The sequence below is a fragment of the Spirosoma soli genome (genome assembly GCF_042684525.1).
GTDB classification, from domain to species: Bacteria; Bacteroidota; Bacteroidia; order Cytophagales; family Spirosomataceae; genus Spirosoma; species Spirosoma soli.
Genome location: NZ_JBHULN010000020.1, coordinates 1 through 23,647 on the forward strand (window position 1 = coordinate 1; position 23,647 = coordinate 23,647).

Consider the following 23,647-nt stretch of genomic DNA (forward strand, 5'->3'; position numbering starts at 1 on the left):
GACACCTCTACCATTCCGAACAGAGCCGTTAAGCCCCGTACTGCCGATGGTACTGCTGTCACAAGTGGGAGAGTAGGAAGGTGCCACCTGATGTATTGCAAGCCAGAGCTCGTCCTCATAAGGGACGGGCTCTTTGCGTTTGTAGGTATAACATAAAAATAGCCTCTTACATGTAAGAGGCTATTTTTATGTTATATTATCCCAATAGCTTTCTGTTAACTTTAGTGCTTCTTCCACAGAACTGGCAACGCTTAGTAAGGCACGATTTTCTTCTTTAAGAAAGCCGTCTGTTACCATGCGATCTAATTGAAGAAGCATTAAATCGTAATAACCATCTACGTTTATAATACATATAGGGCCATCAAAAAGTTTTAGTTGCCTCCAAGCAAGAATCTCGAATAACTCATCTAGTGTTCCATAACCGCCAGGTAAAGCAATCACACCCTTTGCAAGTTGTACCATTTTGTATTTGCGTTCATGCATAGTTTCTACAAAATGAAGCTCTGTTAACGTATTATGTGCTACCTCAAGATCCGCTAAAAAGTTTGGAATAACACCCGTGACTTCGCCATCATTTTGTAATACAGCATCAGCAACGTTACCCATTAAGCCAAAGCCACCACCGCCATATATAAGCCTTATATTACGAGCTGCCATTTTTTCGCCAAGCTCTACAGCTATTTCTTTATAAATTGGGTTCGTGCCAGGACTTGAACCGCAATAAACGACTATACTTTGAGTTGCCACTTCAGAATTGTTAATTGATTAATTGTTGTTCAATAGCATTAATATCAAATTCGCTCAACGTTCCTGAGCTCATTAACAGAAATACTTCAGCTGAAGCTCTTGCTTGTAAGAGGTAATTTTGAAGCTCATTTGCATCAATAAATACTTTCATATCATGATGTTCAAAAGCTGCCAGAACCTCATGCGGTGTAATAGGTTCTAGCTGTTTGAGGGAAAGTGTGTGTACATCGAAATAAATTATAGCTTTGTCTGCAGCGTCTAAGCTTCGCTTGTACTGACTTAAAAACGATTTATTAAGACTACTGAACGTACGAAGTTCAACGACTGCTAACAATTTCTGACTCGGATATTGCTGCTTTACAGCTTGGGTTGTCGCTTCAACTTTAGAAGGTGCATGCGCAAAGTCGCGAAACAAGACTCGATTACCGTTTTCTGCTATCTTCTCTAACCGGCCTGTTACACCTCTGAACGACGTAATAGCTTCAAAAAACTGTTCTTCTGTAATACCAATACGATCGCAGATGGTAATGGCACCTGCGATATTTTTCATGTTATGCTCACCAAAAATTTGAAGAGGTATTTTTTCGCTACGCTTCGTGGTTAGATATGTAGAGCTGTCAATAATTAGACTAGGATAGGCTTCGTATGGAATCTTAGTAATGTCGTCACGTTCTTTTTGGCCAATTACATCAAGCATATCGTCTGACTCGTCAAAAATTAAGATGCCAGCCTTAGGCATTCCCTCAGCTAATGACTCAAACGGATCAACGTATTCGTCCCAAGTGGGATATAAGTTGACATGATCCCAAGCTATGCCATTAATCAGCGCAATGTGAGGCTTATAATGAAGAAATTTGGGAAGCGGGTCAATTGGGGAAGAAGCATACTCATCACCTTCAATAACTATTATCGGTGCGTTCGTGGTAAGCTTAACCATTGTATCAAAGCCGTCGACGTGAGCACCAATCAGGTAATCAAAGGTCCGATTATGGTACTTCAAGACGTGTAGAATGATAGAAGTGATAGTTGTTTTACCATGACTTCCGGCGATGACTATACGCTGCTTTTGCCGACTTTGCTGATAAACAAATTCAGGATAAGAGTAGATCGGTAGGCCTAACTCTTGGGCTTTGATTAATTCAGGATTGTCTTTGCGAGCATGCATGCCTATTATGACAGCATCTAAGCCTGTATGAACCTTTTCAGCAAACCAGCCTATTGGGTCAGGCAAAAGGTTGCCCTGTTGTAAACGCGTTTTTGAAGGATCGTATATTTCATCATCGGAGCCTGTTATTGTATAGCCTTGTTGCTGAAGCGCTAACGCCAAGCTGTGCATGATGCTACCTCCGATAGAAATGAAGTGGATGGACTGGTGCATTCGTTAAAAAGAAATCAATGACGAATAACAAAAGTACATCTTCTTTTTGGTTTGGTTCATGAACCTGATTCCATGGCTCTATGTGATGTGTCGTTAACGTAAAATTTATAACATAGACGAATCAAACCCCCTTGTTTTTGGTTGATTACCTTGTGAGTAGACTGTGCTTGGAAAGCCCAAGTTTCTAAGCCAACTTCACGCCTATTTTTAAAATCACAAACCGCAACGGCGGACCGCTCATTTTATGCACAGAATGTAGGGATGAAGACATATTATGACCTCATTGACCAAACGTTTGAGTTCCCGACACGGGAATTTAACGTAGAAAACAACGAACTGATGTTCAATAATGTCCCTCTGATGGACATTGTCAAAGAATACGGAACACCCTTAAAGCTAACGTACCTGCCTAAGATTACGGAGCATATTGAGCATGCTAAATTGCTGTTCAGAAATGCCATGAAACGGTACAATTACAAGGGAAATTATACCTATTGCTACTGCACAAAGTCATCCCACTTTCGGTTTGTGCTCGAAGAAGCACTAAAGAATAACATTCACCTTGAGACGTCTTCAGCTTATGATATTCCCATTCTTCAGGAATTATATAAGCTCGGTAAGATATCGAAGAGTACATACATTATCTGTAACGGCTATAAGCGGCCGCTTTACACACAATACATTAGCGAACTCATTAATGATGGGTTTACGAATTGTATACCTGTCCTTGATAACCTTAAGGAGATTGAGGCTTATGAGAACTCTATAACGGCGGATACAGTCAACTTTGGTATCCGAATTGCTACAGACGAAGAGCCAAACTTTGCGTTCTATACGTCACGTTTGGGCATTCGCTATAGCGACGTAAATGAGTTGTATCGCACTAAGATCGCTACCAACGAGAAGTTTAAGCTGAAAATGCTGCACTTCTTCATCAATACGGGCATTAAAGACAGTGCCTATTATTGGAGCGAGTTGAGCCGGTTTATGTACAAGTATTGCGAACTGCGGAAAATGTGCCCTGACTTGGACTCTATCGATATTGGGGGGGGGATGCCAATCCAGACGTCGTTCCAGTTTACCTATGATTACCAGGCCATGATCGATCAGATTGTGGAAAGTATTCAGTGGATTTGTAATAAGAACAACGTACCGGTACCACACATTTTCACGGAATTTGGCTCGTACACGGTCGGTGAGAGTGGAGCAGTCATTTACAAAGTGATTGACCAGAAATTGCAGAATGACAAAGAGCTGTGGTACATGATTGATGGCTCTTTCATTACGCAGCTGCCAGATTCTTGGGGGCTGGGCCAGAAGTACATTATGCTATCAGTTAACAATTGGGATAATCCTTATCAAAAGGTAAACCTTGGTGGCTTGACGTGCGACTCCCATGACTTCTACAATACGGAAGCGCATAGTGCTGACTTGTACCTGCCTATTTTCGACCAGGAGGCCGAAGATCAGTATATTGGTCTTTTCCATACCGGTGCGTATCAGGAATCGCTGGGTGGTTATGGAGGTATTCAGCATTGTCTGATCCCGGCTCCCCAGCACGTGATTGTTGATAAAGATGAGGAGGGTAACCTGCGGACCCGACTTTTTGCACCAGAGCAAAATAGTGAGGTTATGCTCAAGATTCTTGGTTATGGTGGTGCTGAACCTGGTATGACCGAATTGGAAGCAACCGAAGCGGCTGAGGAACGTGAAGAAGAAGCTGAACTTATAAAAGAGGAAAATTAATAAACGGCAAAGGGTTTTTGTAAGTGGCGAGAGCCGTCAGAAATAGTTGGTTCTTGCCGCTTACTAAAACATAACATGCTTATTCGGATGGTACAATTTTTGTACGCTTTTTACCAGTATATTCGTTTAACAATCTGAGGAGTAGAACTATACGAACGGAACCGTTATTCATGAAAAAGCTATTGATTTTGGGTACTGTACTGGCGACGTTGTCGTTGGGATCATGTGCGAGAAGAGCCAATTGCCCGGCATACGGGAGTGTACAGAAGCCCTCGTCAGCGCAGGTGCGGGCGTAAAGATGTCTGTTTTAATGGCTGCCTCAATCGTTTAACCAACGGTTGAGGTATTTTTTTAGGCATAACCCAATACGAATCGCGAAGCCTCCAACAAGTTAGGAGCATAACCATCGCAGTCGCCGGAGAGCTGAGTGTCGTTTGCAATACGAACTGTTCGCACACCAACACGCCGACCAGCTTGCATATCGCGTAGGGCGTCGCCAATCATCCAGGATGCGTCGGGGATGATGTTATATTTAGCCATGGCTTTCTCGAGTAACAATGAGCCGGGCTTGCGCGTCAATGACTGTGTATCGTAATCAGGGTGATGAGGACAGTAATAAATATCGTCGATGATGTTTCCACACTGTTGTTGTAAGTAATCATAACAAGCCATAACGTCATCGCGTGTGTAAAGACCTTTAGCTATGCCCGCTTGATTTGTAACGACGATTAGCATATAGCCTGCCTCTTTTAATGAACGCAGTGCCTCTGGGACGCCGTCGGGAATAACAAAGTCTTCAACTCGATAGACATAGTCAATTCTATCTTCATTCAAGACGCCGTCGCGGTCGAGAAATACGCACTTGTTCATTTGAAGTTGAGAAGCTTTTCTGGGTAATTATAAGACTTTTTTTATAAATAGTATAAGTATAGTTTTGTTATAGTTTGTAAAACCTTTGGAATGGGAACAAAAAATACCTTCTAGAGGGTATTTTTTGTTCCCATTTTTCAGATAGATTAAGCTTCCATCGTATGCAAACGCTGTTCAAGCGCTTGGATTTTGGATTCGGCGTCGGCCAGCTTTTGGCGTTCCCGCTCCACAATTTCAGGCTTGGCATTCGCGACAAATTTTTCGTTCGACAACTTCTTTAATATCGAATCGCGGAAACCGATATTATACTCCAGCTCCTTACGCGTATTGGCGATCTCTTGCTCAATATCGATCTCACCGAGGATGTTGACAAAAAACTCGTCTCCTTTTATCAAAAATGAGAGACCCTCAGTTTTTTCACTGATGTAGCTGATTTCAGACACATTTGCCATCTTCCGAATGAGCGGTTCTAAGCTTTGAAACCGTTCGGGAGCGCTTGTCTTTATTGCCAATGGCAGTTCTGTTCTGGGCGAGATCTGCTTAGCATTCCTAATGTTTCGGATGTTTGTAATAACCTCAAACAGGGTTTCAAAATCAGCCAGGGTTCGTGGGTTAACAGCGTCTGGTTGCGGGAACGGAGCTATGCAGATACTGTCGCCAGCTTTGCGGTCACTTATCTCCTGCCAAATCTCTTCAGTGATAAACGGCATGAATGGGTGCGCCAAACACATTAACCGCTCGAAGAAGTTAATGGTAGCGTCGTACATAACACGATCAATTGGCTGTGAGGTACTCGCTTCGGCATCGTAAGCCGGTTTAATCAGCTCGAGGTACTGGGAGCAGAAGTCATCCCAGATTAGCTTGTAGATCGCCTGTAATGCATCCGAAATTCGGAACTTACTAAAATGGTCTTCTATCTCGACCAGAACTGTGCTTAGTTTCGATTCAAACCAAGTTATAGCTAGTGAATTGCCGTCAGGATGATTGCCTGTCAATTGTTTTGCTATTCGATCCGCGGTTACTTCATCGCTAACCGTCCAGCCTTTCACCAGTCGGAAAGCATTCCAGATTTTGTTGCTGAAGTTACGACCTTGCTCAACCAGCTTTTCGTCGAAGAGGAGATCGTTACCAGCGGCCGAACTAAATAACATACCGGTCCGGACACCATCGGCGCCAAACTGATCAATGAGGTCAAGCGGATCGGGCGAATTGCCGAGTTGCTTCGACATTTTCCGGCCTAGCTTGTCGCGGACCATTCCGGTAAAGTAGACGTCTTTAAACGGACGTTCTCCTTTAAATTCATAGCCAGCAATAATCATCCGGGCTACCCAGAAGAAGATAATATCAAAGCCCGTGACAAGCGTGTTGGTCGGATAATAGTAATTGATGTCGGCATTGTCAGGATTTTTCAATCCATCAAATACAGATATCGGCCAGAGCCATGATGAAAACCAGGTATCGAGTACATCTTCATCCTGGGTCAGATCGGCCTCGGTCATGGCAAACAACAGCCGTTCATGCTGGACTTTCTCCAGAGCTTCGTGCTTGTTGCGGGCTACTACAAACGTACCATCCTGTAAGTAAAAAGCGGGAATGCGCTGGCCCCACCAGAGTTGACGGCTGATGCACCAATCATGCGGATTTTCCATCCACGACCGGTACATATTTTTGAACTTCGAAGGATGAAGTTGAACCGTATCATTCATTACGTTCTCAAAGGCCGGCTTCGACAGTTCATCCATTTTCAGGAACCACTGCAATGACAGCTTCGGCTCGATGACCGCACCCGTCCGTTCGGAAGTACCAACGTTCGATTTATAGTCCTCTGTCTTAACTAAGTTGCCCGACTCTTCCAGTAGTTTGATAATAACTTTTCGGGCAGCAAAGCGGTCCTGGCCAACCAGAATCTGGGCTTTCTCATTCAACGTACCGTCGTCGTTAAGGATGTCCAAAACGGGTAGATTATGCTTAACTCCGAGTGCGTAGTCATTCGGGTCATGAGCGGGTGTAACTTTTAAGCCACCCGTACCAAAGTCCATCGTGACGTACTCATCAGTGATAATTGGAATCTCGCGGTTAATGAGCGGAATGACAGCTTTCCTGCCGTGTAGGTGCTTATACCGCTCATCGTTTGGATTTACGGCAATAGCCGCATCAGCCATGATCGTTTCCGGCCGGACGGTAGCAATGGTGATATATTCGCCTTCTTGTCCAGCGATCGGGTATTGGATATACACCAGCCTTTGCTGCACCTCTTTCGTAATAACCTCTTCATCCGAAACGGCAGTACGGCCTTGTGGGTCCCAGTTAACCATGCGAACACCCCGATAGATCTGTCCTTTTTCGTAAAGGTCTACGAACACATCAATGACGGAATCGTAGAGAGCGGGCTCCATTGTAAAGCGTGTGCGGTCCCAGTCACAGGAGGCACCGAGTTTTCGAAGCTGCGACAGAATAATACCACCGTATTTGTGGGTCCATTCCCAGGCGTACTCTAAAAACTGCTCACGAGTTAGGTCCTGCTTACTGATACCGCGCTCTTTAAGCATAGCCACCACTTTTGCTTCAGTAGCGATACTGGCGTGGTCGGTTCCGGGCACCCAGCAAGCATTTTTGCCTTCCATCCGTGCTTTACGAATCAAAACATCCTGAATCGTATTGTTGAGCATATGGCCCATGTGCAAAACACCCGTTACGTTTGGTGGGGGGATGACGATTGTATAGGGCTCTCGTTCGTCAGGATTCGATTTAAAAAACTGATTATCAAGCCAGTATTGATACCATTTCTCTTCGATATCTTTGGGATTGTATGTCTTTGAGATCATAAAGCAGACGGAATCGGGTAGTTTTTAAGCCAGATAACAAAAGGTAGGGGCTAAAAAGAACCTGTGTTACAGAAGAAAACGCAAAATTAGCTAAATTGAGTAGGCCGAAAAAACGAAAGCAGGTCTTTAGCCGTTTTACCGCTACACTTCATTGAGACGTTTATGGAATTTGGAAAAATACATAACCTCGACGCTATCAATCCAGCACTCCCGCCTGGTGATCCGTTCAATGCACGGATCTGGGCCGGTGCAGAGCCAACAGCACGTCCTGGTGTTTACATAGGTGGGCCGATCTGGGCTAATAAGGATTACGTTGGCAAAGTATATCCAACTAACGCCAAAGAGCGGGATTTTTTGCACTACTATACTAGGCAGTTTAATACAATAGAACTGAACCTGACCCATTATCAGATTCCAACTGCGGGCATGATTGAGAAATGGAAAATGGAGGCTACGCCGGGTTTTACGTATTGTCCGAAGTTTCCACAAATCATCAGTCATGAGCGTCAGTTAGTAGCTACCGAAGGTCTTACGGAGGAATTTATCAATGCTGTTTTAAATCTGGAAGAACATTTAGGTATGACATTTTTGCAACTGCCGCCTTCGTTTGGCCCTGAAAAGTGGCCAGTGCTCGAAACATACCTAAAAAGCTTGCCCGATGAGTTGGACGTAGCGGTTGAGTTTCGGCACCCAGATTGGTTCGGTAAAGCTACCCGCGACGGCGGATCAGTCTGGCAACAGACTCTTGAAAGACTGTATGGACTACACCGCCATGTAGTTGTTACAGATGTAGCAGGTCGCCGTGACGTGTTGCACATGGGCTTAAGTAGCCCGGTGATGACGTTACGGTTCATTGCAAATGAAGGTCATGCTACGGATTATACACGAACCGATGCCTGGATACAGCGGCTCAAAACCTGGTTTGAAAAAGGGCTTCAAACGGCGTATCTATTCATCCACGGCGGAGGTGATAACGACACGGCTCCCGAACTAATTCTGTATTGGGTAAAGGAGTTAAATAAGCATTGTGGCTTAAACCTACGCGAACCAGTCCTACAACCCAAAGTAGTGCAGGGGAGTTTGTTTTGATTTGCCACATTGACCTTTTACCTTTGATCCATGATTTTAGTAACTCCAAACCATCGGCATCATCATTCTGGGCGGTAACGCAGCAGAACAAGATGCGCGTGTTTGTGAGTTCGAAGAGATAATTCTCATCACCACAATATACAAAGCCCGGTTCTGCTGACGAACCGGGCTTTTGCTTTATGAAAACGGTCATTATAAAATACAATGCGGGTAACGTACAATCGGTGATGTATGCCCTTGATCGGCTTGGAGCCAGTTATCTGCTCACCGACAACGAAGCCGACATTCGTTCGGCCGACAAGGTTATCTTCCCGGGCGTGGGCGAGGCCAGCACGGCAATGGCTTATCTGCGCCAACGAGGTTTAGACAAACTTATCCCTTCGTTGAAACAGCCGGTTTTGGGTACTTGTGTCGGAATGCAGCTGATGTGCCGCTACTCAGAGGAAAATGACACAACCTGCATGGGTATCTTTGACATTGACGTTCGGCGTTTCCCAGCAACGCCGGGTCTTAAAGTACCACATACCGGCTGGAACAGTATCCATAACCTGCAAGGACCATTGACAGAAGGTTTGCCAGAAAACGCATACGTTTATTTCGTGCACAGCTACGCGGCTGATGTCTGTGCTGAAACGACGGCTGTCTGCAATTACGTTCGGCCATTTAGCGCTATGCTGCACCGGGATAATTTCTACGCAGCGCAGTTTCACGCAGAAATCAGCGGAAATATTGGTCAGCGGATTCTTGAGAACTTTTTGAACTTGTAAGTCTAAACACAGAGGTTTTGGAGGCTACACAGAGCACACATCAGTTCTATTATTCTCCATGTGACCTCTGTACACTCTATTTTTTATAACATGTATATTATTCCAGCCATTGATTTGATTGACGGTAAGGCTGTTCGGCTAACACAAGGCGATTACCGCCAAAAGAAAGAATATAACGCTCGCCCGTTAGAGGTAGCTCAGCAGTTCGAAGACGCTGGCTTGACGCGGTTGCACCTTGTAGATCTAGATGGAGCCCGAGAAAAACGGGTTATAAACTGGAAAGTGCTGGAGTTGATAGCGTCTAAGACAAGTTTGCACATTGATTTCGGCGGGGGCGTTCAGTCCGACGACGATCTGCGCGTTGTGTTTGAATGCGGAGCCAAGCAGGTAACGGGTGGTAGTATTGCCGTTAAGCAACCCGACGTATTTGAACGCTGGCTCTCGCGGCACGGAGCCGAGAAGATTATCCTGGGCGCCGACGCTAAGAATGAAAAGATAGCGGTTAGCGGTTGGGAAGAAGGTACCGACGTTTGGGTGTATGATTTTGTGGATAACTATGTGGATAAAGGTGTTAAGTATGTGATTAGCACCGATGTTGCTAAGGACGGATTGCTACAAGGCCCGTCATTTGACCTTTACCGAAACTTGCAGGAGCGCTCGGCTGACCTGAACATTATTGCTAGTGGAGGAGTCAGCGGCATGCAGGACATTGAGACACTTGCTGACATGGGCTTGTTTGGCGTCATCGTCGGTAAGGCGATTTATGAAGGGCGGGTTACGTTGAACGAGTTAAGTAAGTTCGCAAATCCATGAACGATAACTACACCATCAGTACTGATAAAGACAAGCTGAATGTACCCCTAATTCATCAATTTCTAAGTCAGCAATCCTATTGGGCGCAGAACATCCCGATTGAAATCGTGCAGCGTTCTATTGATAACTCGTTGTGCTTTGGGGTGTTTTATGGTGATGAGCAAGTGGGTTTTGCCCGGGTCGTCAGCGACCAAGCAACGTTTGCCTATCTGGCCGACGTGTTTGTACTTCCCGAGCACCGGGGCAAAGGCTTGTCGAAACAACTTGTCGAAACGATCTCTGACTGGCCATCATTGCAGGGATTGCGTCGGTGGGTCTTAGCCACTCGCGACGCCCATACACTTTATGCCCAATTCGGATTTACCCCACTCGATAAACCGGACATCTTCATGCTGCGCAAGCTGATCGAAACGTATTAACCATGCTTACCAAACGTATTATTCCCTGCCTCGATATCAAAGACGGCCGCACGGTAAAAGGAACAAATTTTGTGAACCTACGCGATGCTGGTGATCCGGTTGCGCTCGCAGCCGTTTACGCTGAGCAAGGTGCCGACGAACTGGTGTTTCTGGATATTACAGCCACCGTCGATGAACGTAAAACCCTGATTGACCTTGTTCGGAACGTGGCGCATACCATCAATATTCCGTTTACGGTTGGAGGGGGCATTTCGTCGGTCGCTGATGTGTCGGCTTTGCTGAACGCCGGAGCCGATAAGATTTCAATCAATTCATCAGCGGTGCGTAATCCTGACCTGGTCAATGAGCTGGCACTGGAGTTTGGCAGTCAATGCATTGTAGTCGCGATTGATACGCGATACGTTGACGGTGAACACATTGTTCATACGCACGGTGGACGTAAGCCAACCGAATTACGAACTATTGCCTGGGCGAAAGAAGTCGAAGATCGGGGGGCAGGTGAGATCTTGTTGACATCAATGGACACTGACGGCACCAAAGCCGGGTTTGCACTTGATTTAACCGCTCAGATTTCTGGCGTAGCTAACATTCCGGTTATTGCGTCGGGTGGAGCCGGTACGATGGATCACTTCGTTGATGTGTTCACTACCGGAAAAGCCGATGCTGGGTTAGCGGCCAGTATTTTCCACTTCAAAGAAATCGAGATTCCAGCGCTGAAAGGGTATCTGCGTGAGAAGGGAATTGAAATGCGAATTACAAATTAGGTTTTCAACACGGAGGCACGGAGTGCACAAAGCTTTCGTTGAGATCTCTTCGTGAACTCCGTGCCTCCGTGTTGAAATAAATTCTTAAAACTTAAAGCCAAAGTCCAGCGAGACAACTCGGTTTTTGGAGACCAATTGACTGCCCCGCGCTACGTTGAGCAAACCACGTTGGTAGCTAACGCCTAGATTAAACGCATTCGTCTGGTTGATTTTGTACTGAACGCCCGTGCCAAGCAGCAATTCTATATCTCCGAAGCTGTATTGCCGACGGTCGCCCCCGCTCTCGGCCATGTACAAACCGTTACGTTCTTGTTGCAAAGCCTTCTCTGCTAACTTCAAGCTTAATAAGCCACCAGTTTGTACGTAAAGCCGGATGCCCGGAGCGATATTGTTCGCAAATAGCTTGACCGTTGCTGGCAGCTGTAAGTACTGAAGGTTATAAATTGATTCTTTCTCGGGAGCACCCGGACTCCAGCGGGTCTCACCAAAAGAAGCGGGCATCTGAAAACCCGACCGTTTGATGGTATACCAAAGTCCCGTACTAAATGAATACCGATCCTTAAAGAAAAAATAATCCAGTGTTGGTCCGACACTCATTCGAACGCCAGCGCCATTATCGCGAAACCCAGCGTAATTGCCCGTTCCTTCGGCTGTATTAAGATCAAGTGATGGGGCAAACCGAATCCCCATTTCGATGAGATGTATTGGTTGCGCGTAATCGGGGCCGCTTTCACCATTGGATTCTGTATTCTGCCGACGGCGACGTTTTTTGCGATCGTCGTCATATTCCTGACGGTTCTTATCCTGACCGTCGTAATTATCACCTAGTATTTTACGAAACCGTTTCTCTGTCACGTTCGACTCTTTGGTTCTCAGCCGATACAGTGCGGGCGAAGACGACTGCGCCCAACTGGAGAACGCCGTCAGTAAAACCAAAATCAGGCCTAACCCTGCAACTTTTTTCATAATTTTGCACGTTTTCAATATAGAAAACCTGTGATTTTCATGCGACTATGCACGGCCCTACTCGGGCTTTTTTGCTCTTTTTTTCTGACTTCGTGTACGAAAAACGAAGATGTTACGCTGGTTCGGCTCGATCAACAGCTTTTTGTCGGTAAGTCTTCTCAATCAATCCAGACGTTTCTGAACCAGAATCCGTCTGCTGCTCAATTGTACTTTAACGCGAACGGAGCCGGAAATGATACAGCACTCGTCCATGAATTGACTAACCGGGTTAATAACCCAGCCTTAAACGAACTTTATAAGCAGGTTCAGACTGAGTTTGGCGACATGACTGACCTTAAGGGACAGCTTTCTGAAGCCTTTACCAATATTAAAAAAGACTTTCCAGATTTCCGAGTTCCTAAAATCGCCACGGTCGTAACGGGTTTTATGGGCCCCGACTTGGTCGTAACGGATAGCCTTATAGTTATTGGGCTCGACTACTTTGCGGGTCCTAACTCTAAATATCGTCCTAGAGGCCCTGAGTTTCCTCAGTACATCTTACGGCGGTATCAGAAAGACTACATCGTACCTGCCATTGTGTTCGCTATTTCTGACAAATACAATGCCACCAACCGGGCCGACCAGACTATGCTCGCCGACATGGTCTATTATGGCAAAGGGTATGTTTTCACGAAAACGATGCTGCCCGAGGTTGCTGATAGCCGTATCATCGGATACTCAGACAAGCAATTGACTGAAACGTTTAATGCTCAGGATATCGTTTGGGGACATTTTATTGATAATCAGTTATTGTATCAAACGAATCCAGCTGTAAAACAGCGATATTTGAATGAGCGTCCGTTCACGGCCGAAATAGGTCAGGGTTGTCCAGGTGCTATCGGCCGTTGGGTAGGCTGGCGAATTGTGAGTCGCTATCATGACGAACGTAGCAACGTTAGTATTGCCGATTTAATGCGAAACGCTGATGCCCGACAAATTTTTGAGCAATCGGGATATAAAGGACAGAAAGACGATTGATTATAAAAGCCTTTGTGTTGTTACGGAAACAATATATCTCAGAATATAGCGACCACAGAAGTAAAGGTCATTAAGATCGAGAACATTCATCAATAATGGCAAAGCGAGCAAGAAATTTTGGCGAAGAAGCCAATCCAGAAGATAAAAAGAAATTGAACCGGGATAGCCTCAAGAAGGCATTGAGCATCTTTCGGTTTGTGAAGCCTTACCGGTGGCAGTATGCTATCGGGTTCGTTTTTTTGATCTTGTCTACCGGTACTACGATGAGCTTTGGTTTGCTTATCGGACAGATTACCAGTGTAATTCAGGGAAAATCGGCATTTACGCTCAATCAGGTAACCCTATTTTTTGTCGGTGTGCTGATTGCGCAAGCCATATTCTCGTTTTTTCGTATTTACTTCTTCTCGCAAGTAAGTGAGCGGGCTATGGCGGATGTACGACGGGCTACGTACAGCAAAATCATTACGCTACCAATCCCGTTTTTCGAGCAACGTCGCGTTGGGGAATTAACCAGCCGCATCTCAGCCGACGTGTCTCAGCTACAAGACGTATTGACATTAACACTGGCGGAATTGTTTCGGCAGGTAGCTACCCTCACGATTGGCACAGCCATCATCTTCTATGTTTCGTGGAAGCTGACGCTGTTTATGCTGGCGACATTCCCGGTTATTATTGTGGCGGCCATGGTTTTCGGTCGATTTATCCGAAAATTATCCAAGCAGGCGCAGGATTTACTGGCCGAGGCCAATGTAGTGGTTGAAGAAACGCTGCAATCGGTGAATGTAGTTAAGGCATTTACCAACGAGAAACTGGAAATTAACCGATACGGTACGGCTCTGCAACGCGTAGTAAACACAGCTTTACGCGCTGCCAAATTTCGGGGTGTGTTTGTTTCTTTTGTGATTTTTGCGCTTTTCGGTGGTATTATCGGCGTTGTCTGGTATGGGGGCTCATTAGTGTTATCCAACGAAATGCCTTTCTCTGACCTGCTAACGTTTATTGTTTATACGACATTCATCGGCGGTTCGGTGGCGGGTATGGGCGATCTGTATGCACAACTGCAACGAACTGTTGGCGCTTCAGAGCGGATTCTTGAAATCCTGGGCGAGCCTTCTGAGGTAAATGCCGGCGAAGAGCTTCCCTTGTTTGTTCCGGTACATGGTCATGTGCGTTTTGAGGATGTCCGTTTTTCTTATCCGTCACGGCCCGATGTCCCTGTTCTTAAAGGTATTTCGCTCGATGTAGCGGCTGGTCATAAGATTGCGTTGGTTGGCCAAAGTGGCGCTGGTAAATCGACGATCGTGCAGCTACTTATGCGGTATTACTCGATTGCTAGTGGTAGTATTACCGTGGATGACCGCGATTTGGCAGGATTCAACGTAACCGAGTTGCGGAAAAATATCGCTGTCGTACCGCAGGAAGTCATGCTCTTTGGCGGAACAATCCTGGAGAATATTCAGTACGGTAAACCGGGGGCAAGTGAAGTCGAAGTACGTGAAGCTGCCCGGAAAGCGAATGCTTTGCAGTTTATTGAATCATTCCCCGAAGGCTTTCAAACTATAGTGGGTGAGCGAGGTGTTAAATTGTCGGGCGGTCAGCGGCAGCGTATCGCCATCGCCCGCGCCATCCTCAAAGATCCGGCTATTCTGATCCTTGACGAAGCAACCAGTTCGCTTGATGCGGAGTCAGAACGACTGGTACAGGAAGCGCTGGATGAGTTGATGCAGAACCGCACGACTATTATCATCGCGCACCGGCTGGCAACGATCCGTAAAGTCGACACCATTTATGTGATTAAAGAAGGCCAGATCGCTGAAACGGGAACCCACGACGAACTGGCTGCCCAAGAAGATGGCATCTACGCGAACCTGGTTAAATTGCAGTTTGAAACAATAGAATAGCAGTCTACGGTATTCGGTGGACTGGTGCGTACAATACTCTTGAGCCAGCCCACCGAATACCATAAACTGAAAACCGTATACCACTTATGACCTCAGCCGCGAAAACTTTGAAAGACTTTAATCTTCGGCATACCAATGGCCGGGAGGAAGTGCTGGATTTGTTCCTGAAAGCTGGTCATGCACTAGCTCATAGCGACGTTGAGAATGGTCTCGGTCCTGATCACGATCGCGTAACTATATATCGGACTCTACGAACGTTTCTCGATAAAGGGCTTCTTCATAAGGTGCTCGACGATGAAGGTGGAACAAAATATGCGCTTTGCCGCGAAACATGCGCAGATGGTCATCACCATCACGATCATGTTCACTTCAAATGCGAGAACTGCGGCCAGACGACTTGTTTAGACGACGTCCATATTCCAGCGGTAGCCTTACCTAAGGGGTATAACCGGAAAGAAATGAACTTACTCATTCAAGGCGTTTGTCAGGATTGTAATCAGTAACGCGGCCGGAAAGCCGCGATTTATAGTATAAAGTCGCGGCTTTCCAGCCGCGTTACGTAATGTCACCTGAAACTACATTTCAACAACGTCAGCAACAATTTACGCAAGCCAAACAAGCCGCTCAACAGCGATATAATCAACTAGCGTTTTGGCGGCTTATGTGGTTTATAGGAAGCGTTGGTGCTGTGTGGCTATTGATAAGGATCGACCAGCAGTTAGGTGCCGTTATTGCCTTGCTCATAGGAGTTGCCGGGTTTTTATTCCTGTTAAAAAAACACCAGACCGTCCGACGAGAACGTGATGTGAATCATCATCTGGCGTTCATTAATCAAGATGAATCAGCTCGGTTAAAACGCCAGTATCTTCGGTCCGAAACGGGTGAGCAATTTGTAAACCCAACACATTACTATTCGGGGGATCTTGACGTATTTGGTAAGCATTCGTTGTTCCGGCTCTTAAACCGGGCGCATACCTACGAAGGCCAGAACCAGCTTGCTCAGTGGCTTCAGGCACCCGCTTCTCCAGAAACTATACGATCTCGACAAGAGGCTGTTGCCGAGCTTAAACCACAGCTTGACTGGCGACAAATGTTCGAAGCCTTAGCCTATGCCGAAGAAACAATCAACCAATCACCTACTTCACTAATCAAATGGGCATCGTCCGGTGAGAAGATGTTGCCACGTTATCTAAATGTCGTTCGATTTGTGTTCCCGGCTATTGCAATTGGTTTATTTGTTGCGTGGCTGTTGGGATACGTACCTGGCTTAGTTGTGATCATAGCATTAGGCATCCATAGCCTCATCTTAAGACAGGTGTCGGAGACTTCGGAAGAGGTGAGCGAACAAACATTCGAGATCTCGGCTGCTTTGCGAGCTTTTAAGGGATTATTCGAGCAAGCTGAGCAGGTTAAAGGCGATAGTAGGCGAATACAGGGCATTCGGCAAATAGTAGCATCAGACGGAAGTTCTGTTTCAACCGCAATTGGTCAGTTGGCCCGACTGACGGAGGGAATAAATTACCGGCGTAATCCTTATTTCTATTTTTTGTTCGGGATAGCTACGCTGTGGGATCTGCACTATCTGTTCGGTTTAGAGCGATGGCGTAAGCAACACGGTTCAAATCTTGTCATTTGGTTTGATGCTCTTGGAGAACTTGAAGTAATTAATAGCCTGGCCGGATTTTCGTATGCTCATCCGGCCTATGCTACACCAACCCTTGTTGAAGACCAGCTAACCCTAACGTTTAGCGCTGCATCCCATCCACTGTTGGTACCAGGTCATGGGGTTGCCAACTCGCTTTCGTTAGTTGGCTCAGGGCAAACGGTGTTGATCACAGGCTCCAATATGTCGGGGAAAAGTACGTTTCTCCGTACCGTTGGCGCTAATGTCGTATTAGCCTTGGCTGGAGCTGTTGTAAGTGCAGAGGCCTTTAGCTGTTCACTCGTGCGAGTATTTACAAGCATGCGCACACAGGATTCGCTGGAAGAGAGCACATCATCGTTCTACGCGGAATTAAAGCGCCTTCAGACGTTGATTGGCTTAACAAAGGAAGTTAACGCCATTCCGGTTTTATACTTTTTGGATGAAATCTTAAAAGGTACCAATTCGGCCGACCGTCACCGGGGGGCAGAGGCACTGATCCGCCAGATGCACCGTACCACCGCTTCGGGTTTCGTGTCAACGCATGACCTTGAATTGGGCCAACTGGCTGAACCTGGATCGGGCCAATCTCCTGTTGGATTTGTGCGGAACTACCACTTCCAATCCGATTTGAAGAACGGCGAACTGCTCTTCGATTACAAGCTTCGTAATGGCATCTGCGAAAGCTTTAATGCCAGTCAACTTATGCAGGCTATTGGCATTGAAATTAGTGCAGATGCTGTTTCTGTTAAGTAACCACGTGTTTGCCAGCAAAATGTTATTCTTTATCTAGGCTAGGTACAAAACAACGCGTCGTTCCACTTGTTAAATTCGTAAAATGTCGTAATTTTGCTAACGATAAAATAGTATGCATGCATACTATTTTATCGTTATAACAAGTCTGAAGCCGTATGAAATTCTCTTGTGTTTACATAAACTACACAAAAAAAGGCTTCTCAAAGGAGAAGCCTTACGTTAAGGCGGTGGTGATGGACGGAATCGAACCGCCGACACAAGGATTTTCAGTCCTTTGCTCTACCAACTGAGCTACATCACCGTAACGGCGGACCGTCAAAATGTGGGTGCAAAAGTACGGAGCCGAACATCGTTACGCAATAGATTGACCGTAATAATTTTCAAATTTTAGCCGTAGGAGAGTCATTTGCTTGATTATCAGCTCGGCAAACTACTTACTATCGATGGATATTTTTCAGCAAATATTGTTTGTCGCTGTTTTAGCTGCTACTGCCTGGTACATTACCAAGCGTGTTAAGCTTATTGCAAGGGCTATCAACCTTGGCAGACCGGAGAATCGGTCAGACCACCCCGATGAGCGTCTGAAGACGATGCTACTGGTTGCATTTGGTCAGAAGAAAATGTTTACCAACCCGCTGGTTGGCATCATGCACTTTGTCATTTATGCTGGCTTTCTGATCATCAACATCGAGATCCTTGAGATCATTTTAGATGGCATCTTAGGAACGCACCGACTGTTTGCGCCTTACATAACACCGGTTTATCCACTATTAATCGATGTGTTTGAAGTATTAGCGTTTGGTGTACTCGCGGTTTGTGTTGTGTTTCTATGCCGACGGTTTGTCGCACGTGTGAGCCGCTTGCAGGCTAGTCGTCACCGCGAATTGCGGGGCTGGTCCATTCCCGACGCTACCCTCATTCTGTCGGCCGAAATTGTGCTTATGATTGCTTTCCTGACCTGGAATGCTTCGGATAGTGTTTTGCGTGATCGAGGCATTGGGCATTATGGGGAGTTACAGGGCATCGTTCCTGACTTTCTTATCAGTCAATACCTGAAACCATTGTTTACCGGGTTTAGCGATACTGCTCTGGTAGCTTACGAACGTACTTCCTGGTGGCTGCACATCTTGGGCATACTGGCCTTCGCGATTTATGTGACGTATTCTAAGCACCTGCACATTGCACTGGGCTTTCCGAATGTGTACTACTCGGACCTGCAACCGAAAGGTGAGATGCAGAACATGCCTGAGATTACGAAGGAAGTTCAGCTTGCCTTGGGCTTACCCGTTACGACAGAAGTTGATGGAGCGCAAGCCAATGACAATGGAGAGCAACCGGCTGAAATTGGCCGTTTTGGGGCTAAGGATGTGTATGACCTGAAATGGATTAATCTTATGAACGCCTACAGCTGCACAGAATGTGGACGCTGTACAGCAGCTTGCCCGGCTAACATTACTGGTAAGAAACTGTCGCCCCGTAAGATTATGATGGATACGCGGGATCGAATGGAAGATATTCAGCGCGGATGGCAGACCCACGGTGATGATTACAAAGATGATAAGTCGCTCCTGGGTGATTATATCACGGCCGAGGAACTCAACGCTTGTACAACCTGTCAGGCTTGTGTAATGGCCTGCCCTGTTAATATTAATCCGCTCGACATTATCCTGCAATTACGTCGCTATCGGGTGATGGAAGAATCCCAAGCACCAGCTTCGTGGAATGCTATGTTCAGTAACATTGAAAACAATATGGCACCGTGGAAGTTCTCGCCGAGCGATCGCTTTAACTGGGCGGATCAAGTTAACGAACCTGTAACGAAATAAAGTGAAGTTGTAAGGTTGTAGAGTTATAAAGTTTTGACAGCTCGCACTCTACAGCCTTATGACTTTACAACTTTGAAAAATGACAACTGAGAAAACATATAGCGTACCAACAATGGCCGACGTGGCCGCAGCTGGCGAAGAACCCGAGATTTTGTTTTGGGTAGGCTGCGCAGGTTCCTTCGATGATCGGTACAAACGCGTAACCATCGCCTTCGTACGAATTCTTAACCACGTTGGGATCAAGTTTGCCGTGCTTGGGCCAGAAGAAGCTTGTACGGGCGACCCGGCTCGTCGGGCAGGAAACGAGTTTTTGTTCCAGATGCAGGCTATGTCGAACATTCAGGTGCTGAATGGCTACAATGTGAAAAAAATCGTGACAGCCTGCCCACACTGCTTCAATACGCTCAAGAACGAGTATCCCGAACTAGGTGGCAATTATGAAGTAATTCACCATTCGCAGTTCCTACAAGGGCTGATTAACGAAGGACGAGTTCGGGTTAAAGACGGACAGTCCTTTAAAGGACGACGGATTACGTTCCATGACTCGTGTTACTTGGGTCGGGCCAACAAAATCTATGAAGCCCCACGTGATGTACTAGCTGCCTTGGACGCCGATCTGGTAGAAATGAAACGAGTACGTACTAACGGCTTATGTTGTGGTGCAGGCGGGGGGCAATATTTCAAAGAACCCGAACCTGGCGATAAAGATGTAAACGTTGAGCGCGTTCAGGAGGCCCTGGGCACGGGCGCTGATACCATTGCCGTAGCTTGCCCCTTCTGCATGACAATGATGTCAGATGGCGTTAAGAACCAGAACCGGGAGGATTCGGTTCGGGTGTATGACATTTCGGAACTCATCGCGCAAGGCGAAGGGTTATGATGACGATCAGCCAACAAGGAGCAGCAATCAACTGAGTCCCTGTTGGCTGATGGTTGTTCACTGATAATTGAAATGTATGTGGATCGACTTTGATAAACTGCCTGAAACAGCCCGCGTTTGGGTGTACCAGGCAAACCGTCCGCTCTCTGCTGACGATGTAGTTACTATCGGACAAGCGTTAGAACCAGCGCTCAATCAATGGGCGGCACATGGCCAGCCACTGTTAGCATCGGCTAAGGTTGTCGAAGATCGATTTGTAGTTGTAGGGGTCGACGAAGGCTTCAATCTGCCAAGCGGTTGCTCTATCGACGCATCTGTAAGAACCTTACAAGAGATTGGACAACAAGTAGACGTCGATTTTTTCGACCGCTCAGCGGCAGTACGGGCTGTAGATGGTTCGGTTACGGTTTATCCGTTGCCAACAATTAAAGCGGCAGTTGCAGATGGACTGTTAACGCCAACTACCGCCGTATTTAATACGCTTGTAAAAACGAAAGCTGAGTTTTTGTCAGACTGGACGATTCCCGCGGCTGACTCTTGGTTGAAGCGGTATTTCAAATCTATATCTGCTTAATTACTCGTAAATAGTATAGCCGGTCAATCGCTAACATTTTCGGTTGGCGATTGACCGGCTTTAACATTGCCGTTGGCTGAATCGTTCACTGCCAAATCGTCACATTGCCTTGATTTTAAACCTTTTTTTTGAACAAAGGATTGATTTTTGCAGTCAAACTCTGATACAGCTCAGCGAATTGGGTATTGTGAAATATTGAATTCGCTCTGTTTGCCGACGGTAAACGGCAATTTACTCTTACTTTTATGGCGACTATACAAGAAGTTATGTCAGATACGCCAACTCGCGACGACCGGGATGCCGGACCAGATCAACTGTTACCCAACGGAGACCCCGCTGAGCAGCCATCTACTGATGCGCCAGTTCGCCGGTATACCGATGAACAAAAGTATCAGGTTTTCAACAAGGAGTTTATGCCTCACATTGACTCCATGTACAATTTTGCTTTCCGCCTAACGACTGATGAGGACGACGCCAATGACCTCGTTCAGGATACGTATTTAAAGGCTTTCCGGTTTATTTCGTCATTTGAACAAGGAACTAACGCCAAAGCCTGGCTGTTTCGGATACTGAAGAACAGCTTCATTAACGATTACAGGAAGAAAAGTAAGGAGCCGGCTAAAGTCGATTATCAGGACGTTGAAACGACTTATAATTCGGAAGATGCCGAAACTGAACACACGGTTGACCTGCGGGCCGAATCGGTGTCTGACTTAATTGGTGATGAAGTGGCAACGGCACTTAATGCGTTGCCTGTAGATTTCCGGACAGTTATTATCCTTTGTGACATTGAAGGGTTCACGTATGAGGAAATGGCTAAGATTCTGGATATTCCTATCGGCACTGTTCGGTCCCGATTGCACCGTGCTCGAAACCTGTTGAAAGAGAAATTACGTGATTACGCTTCTTCGATGGGTTATAATGAAGAAAATGAAGAATAAACCGAACTTTTTCTAATCATATTTTGGTTCTGCTAATAACTTAACGTATTATTATTCTTGGAATAAATAGAAATTTTCCAATGCAAACGTCATTGCCATCGTCATCTTCATCCAGCGCCAGGCCTGAGATGAAAGAACATTGCAGTCATCAGGCGGACTGCTTGAAGATGATTCAGTTGATTCTGGACGGAGAAGCTACCGAACAACAACTTGCTAAACTAAAAATCAATCTTGAGAGCTGTCAGCCCTGCATCCAGATGTACCATCTCGAGAAAGAAGTGAAAGAGCTGTTGACCAAACGAATGGAGAAGAAGTGCTGCCCAGAACAATTAGTGGCAACGATCAAAACCCGAATTCAAAACTTTAGCTAATACAACCTCACAGTAATTGGGGTAATTAGGGAACTGGTAACGACCAGACCTAGTTACCCCAATTACTTTTATAAACTTGTTCTCAACCAACTATTACTAACCTTGGACGGCAAACTGATCATTTTTTCGGCTCCCTCTGGTTCAGGAAAGACCACTATTGTCAAGCATCTGTTAGCCGAGAACGATAATCTCGGCTTTTCCATTTCGGCCTGCACCCGCGACCGCCGGGGCCGTACCGAACAAAACGGTAAAGATTACTACTTTCTAACTCCCGAGGAGTTCAAGCAGAAAATAGATAACGATGAGTTCGTTGAATGGGAGGAGGTTTACGTCGGTGCATTCTACGGTACGCTGAAATCCGAAATTCAACGTTTATGGGACAGCGGTAAGCATGTACTGTTTGACGTAGACGTCCAAGGAGGTCTCAAGCTAAAAGAATATTACGGAGATAAAGCATTAGCTGTTTTTGTAAAAGTCCCGGATGAAGAAACACTTCGTCAGCGGCTAATTGGACGTGGCTCCGAAACAGAAGAAAGCCTCTCGAAACGGCTCTTTAAAGTTCATTTTGAGATGAGTTTTCAGGATAAGTTTGATGTCATCCTCGTAAACGATCATCTCGAAACGTCATTGAAGAAAGCACAGAAGCTAGTTGATGACTTTGTGAAGAACAATCACATACCAGCTAAAGCAACGGTGATCTAAAGCAAGCCTGTGGAGGCTCGAGAGCTGGCAGGCTACCATTTTATGAAAATAGGCTTATTCTTTGGTTCATTTAACCCAATCCATGTTGGCCACCTGATAATTGCCAACACTATGGCCACTACTACAGACTTAGACCAGGTGTGGTTTGTGGTATCGCCCCAAAATCCATTCAAGAAGACTAAAAGCCTACTGCATGAATTTGATCGGCTCGATATGGTTGAGCGAGCCATCGCAGATAACAGTTGTTTAAAGGCTACAAACATTGAGTTTTCGATGCCCAAGCCTAGTTACACGATTGATACGTTGGTTCGGCTGGGTGAAAAGTACCCACAACACACATTTCGGTTGATAATGGGTGAAGATAACCTCGAACAGTTTGCTAACTGGAAAAACTACGATAAGATCTTAGAGTATTATGGACTAGAAGTTTATCCACGTCCACGCTCTACAGAGAGCCCGTTTAAAGCTCACCCGAATGTTCGTTTAGTAGAAGCACCCTTGCTTGATATATCGGCTACGTTTATCCGGGATTGCATCCGTAAAAACCGATCAATTCGTTACATGGTGCCGGAGGTCGTGGAGGAGATGATTACCCGGAAGAAGTTCTATGTGTAACACGGCTGAAAAGCCGCTGCCTGCTTGTAAATTTAACC

General features: G+C 46.0%; 22 protein-coding genes and 1 tRNA gene. 17 read left to right on the forward strand and 6 right to left on the reverse strand.

The genetic code is table 11. The annotated features are described in order from the left end of the window. Positions 1-186: 186 nt before the first annotated feature. Together ACFSUS_RS23700 and ACFSUS_RS23705 are read right to left on the reverse strand one after the other, a co-directional pair. A complete protein-coding gene (locus tag ACFSUS_RS23700) occupies positions 187-747 on the reverse strand; it encodes an LOG family protein (protein ID WP_381526516.1) in 561 nt (186 codons plus the stop codon). A 10-nt stretch (positions 748-757) separates the two neighbouring features. Beyond that, on the reverse strand, positions 758-2,125 hold the full coding sequence (locus ACFSUS_RS23705; RefSeq protein ID WP_381526518.1) for a UDP-N-acetylmuramate--L-alanine ligase: 1,368 nt from the start codon (positions 2,123-2,125) through the stop codon (positions 758-760). A gap of 261 nt (positions 2,126-2,386) precedes the next feature. Here ACFSUS_RS23705 and ACFSUS_RS23710 point away from each other — a divergent pair, with 261 nt between their 5' ends. Further along, positions 2,387-3,871 carry a type III PLP-dependent enzyme domain-containing protein gene (locus ACFSUS_RS23710; RefSeq protein ID WP_381526520.1) on the forward strand — a complete coding sequence of 495 codons (1,485 nt, stop codon included), beginning with the start codon at positions 2,387-2,389 and terminating at the stop codon, positions 3,869-3,871. 351 nt (positions 3,872-4,222) lie between these two features. Here ACFSUS_RS23710 and ACFSUS_RS23715 read toward each other — a convergent pair whose 3' ends face one another. Then, positions 4,223-4,741, reverse strand: a complete 519-nt coding sequence (locus tag ACFSUS_RS23715; RefSeq protein WP_381526522.1) for a D-glycero-alpha-D-manno-heptose-1,7-bisphosphate 7-phosphatase — start codon at positions 4,739-4,741, stop codon at positions 4,223-4,225. 146 nt (positions 4,742-4,887) lie between these two features. Further along, positions 4,888-7,566, reverse strand: a complete 2,679-nt coding sequence (locus tag ACFSUS_RS23720) for a valine--tRNA ligase (protein ID WP_381526524.1) — start codon at positions 7,564-7,566, stop codon at positions 4,888-4,890. 162 nt (positions 7,567-7,728) lie between these two features. On the opposite strand from ACFSUS_RS23720, the gene ACFSUS_RS23725 reads away from it, so the two are divergent. The 5 genes from ACFSUS_RS23725 (at position 7,729) to hisF (ending at position 11,418) form a co-directional block, all read left to right on the forward strand. After that, positions 7,729-8,655 (forward strand): DUF72 domain-containing protein, encoded by a 927-nt coding sequence (locus ACFSUS_RS23725; RefSeq protein ID WP_381526526.1) that lies wholly within the window; start codon positions 7,729-7,731, stop codon positions 8,653-8,655. 179 nt (positions 8,656-8,834) lie between these two features. Beyond that, the gene (gene hisH / locus ACFSUS_RS23730; protein ID WP_381526527.1) at positions 8,835-9,422 is read left to right on the forward strand and encodes an imidazole glycerol phosphate synthase subunit HisH; all 588 of its coding nucleotides are present in this window, start codon (positions 8,835-8,837) and stop codon (positions 9,420-9,422) included. A 90-nt stretch (positions 9,423-9,512) separates the two neighbouring features. Further along, positions 9,513-10,235 carry a 1-(5-phosphoribosyl)-5-[(5-phosphoribosylamino)methylideneamino]imidazole-4-carboxamide isomerase gene (gene hisA, locus ACFSUS_RS23735; RefSeq protein WP_381526529.1) on the forward strand — a complete coding sequence of 241 codons (723 nt, stop codon included), beginning with the start codon at positions 9,513-9,515 and terminating at the stop codon, positions 10,233-10,235. Next, complete coding sequence (locus ACFSUS_RS23740) at positions 10,232-10,654, forward strand: GNAT family N-acetyltransferase (RefSeq protein ID WP_381526531.1); 423 nt, start codon at positions 10,232-10,234, stop codon at positions 10,652-10,654. Before hisA ends, ACFSUS_RS23740 begins: the two co-directional genes overlap by 4 nt. A 2-nt stretch (positions 10,655-10,656) precedes the next feature. Then, the gene (gene hisF / locus ACFSUS_RS23745; RefSeq protein ID WP_381526532.1) at positions 10,657-11,418 is read left to right on the forward strand and encodes an imidazole glycerol phosphate synthase subunit HisF; all 762 of its coding nucleotides are present in this window, start codon (positions 10,657-10,659) and stop codon (positions 11,416-11,418) included. 84 nt (positions 11,419-11,502) lie between these two features. On the opposite strand, the gene ACFSUS_RS23750 is transcribed toward hisF, so the two are convergent. Beyond that, positions 11,503-12,384, reverse strand: coding sequence for a porin family protein (locus ACFSUS_RS23750; protein ID WP_381526535.1), 882 nt, complete (start codon positions 12,382-12,384; stop codon positions 11,503-11,505). 39 nt (positions 12,385-12,423) lie between these two features. Here ACFSUS_RS23750 and gldB point away from each other — a divergent pair, with 39 nt between their 5' ends. The 4 genes from gldB to ACFSUS_RS23770 all read left to right on the forward strand — a co-directional run bounded on the left by gldB (position 12,424) and on the right by ACFSUS_RS23770 (position 17,700). Beyond that, the gene (gene gldB / locus ACFSUS_RS23755; protein WP_381526537.1) at positions 12,424-13,401 is read left to right on the forward strand and encodes a gliding motility lipoprotein GldB; all 978 of its coding nucleotides are present in this window, start codon (positions 12,424-12,426) and stop codon (positions 13,399-13,401) included. 95 nt (positions 13,402-13,496) lie between these two features. Then, on the forward strand, positions 13,497-15,302 hold the full coding sequence (locus ACFSUS_RS23760; RefSeq protein ID WP_381526539.1) for an ABC transporter ATP-binding protein: 1,806 nt from the start codon (positions 13,497-13,499) through the stop codon (positions 15,300-15,302). Positions 15,303-15,388: 86 nt separating this feature from the next. Then, complete coding sequence (locus ACFSUS_RS23765; protein ID WP_381526541.1) at positions 15,389-15,805, forward strand: Fur family transcriptional regulator; 417 nt, start codon at positions 15,389-15,391, stop codon at positions 15,803-15,805. A gap of 59 nt (positions 15,806-15,864) precedes the next feature. Continuing rightward, positions 15,865-17,700 (forward strand): MutS-related protein, encoded by a 1,836-nt coding sequence (locus tag ACFSUS_RS23770; protein ID WP_381526543.1) that lies wholly within the window; start codon positions 15,865-15,867, stop codon positions 17,698-17,700. A gap of 228 nt (positions 17,701-17,928) precedes the next feature. On the opposite strand, the gene ACFSUS_RS23775 is transcribed toward ACFSUS_RS23770, so the two are convergent. After that, positions 17,929-18,001 (reverse strand) — tRNA-Phe (locus tag ACFSUS_RS23775). Positions 18,002-18,143: 142 nt separating this feature from the next. Here ACFSUS_RS23775 and ACFSUS_RS23780 point away from each other — a divergent pair. The 7 genes from ACFSUS_RS23780 (at position 18,144) to nadD (ending at position 23,609) form a co-directional block, all read left to right on the forward strand. Next, complete coding sequence (locus ACFSUS_RS23780; protein ID WP_381526544.1) at positions 18,144-19,526, forward strand: 4Fe-4S dicluster domain-containing protein; 1,383 nt, start codon at positions 18,144-18,146, stop codon at positions 19,524-19,526. A gap of 79 nt (positions 19,527-19,605) precedes the next feature. After that, complete coding sequence (locus ACFSUS_RS23785) at positions 19,606-20,406, forward strand: (Fe-S)-binding protein (protein WP_381526546.1); 801 nt, start codon at positions 19,606-19,608, stop codon at positions 20,404-20,406. A gap of 76 nt (positions 20,407-20,482) precedes the next feature. Beyond that, complete coding sequence (locus ACFSUS_RS23790) at positions 20,483-20,980, forward strand: hypothetical protein (RefSeq protein ID WP_381526547.1); 498 nt, start codon at positions 20,483-20,485, stop codon at positions 20,978-20,980. A 245-nt stretch (positions 20,981-21,225) separates the two neighbouring features. Further along, on the forward strand, positions 21,226-21,921 hold the full coding sequence (locus tag ACFSUS_RS23795) for a sigma-70 family RNA polymerase sigma factor (protein ID WP_381526549.1): 696 nt from the start codon (positions 21,226-21,228) through the stop codon (positions 21,919-21,921). A gap of 128 nt (positions 21,922-22,049) precedes the next feature. Further along, complete coding sequence (locus tag ACFSUS_RS23800) at positions 22,050-22,292, forward strand: hypothetical protein (RefSeq protein WP_381526740.1); 243 nt, start codon at positions 22,050-22,052, stop codon at positions 22,290-22,292. 102 nt (positions 22,293-22,394) lie between these two features. Continuing rightward, positions 22,395-22,994 (forward strand): guanylate kinase, encoded by a 600-nt coding sequence (gene gmk / locus ACFSUS_RS23805; protein WP_381526551.1) that lies wholly within the window; start codon positions 22,395-22,397, stop codon positions 22,992-22,994. A gap of 42 nt (positions 22,995-23,036) precedes the next feature. Next, a complete protein-coding gene (gene nadD / locus ACFSUS_RS23810; RefSeq protein WP_381526553.1) occupies positions 23,037-23,609 on the forward strand; it encodes a nicotinate (nicotinamide) nucleotide adenylyltransferase in 573 nt (190 codons plus the stop codon). The last annotated feature ends 38 nt before the right edge of the window (positions 23,610-23,647 follow it).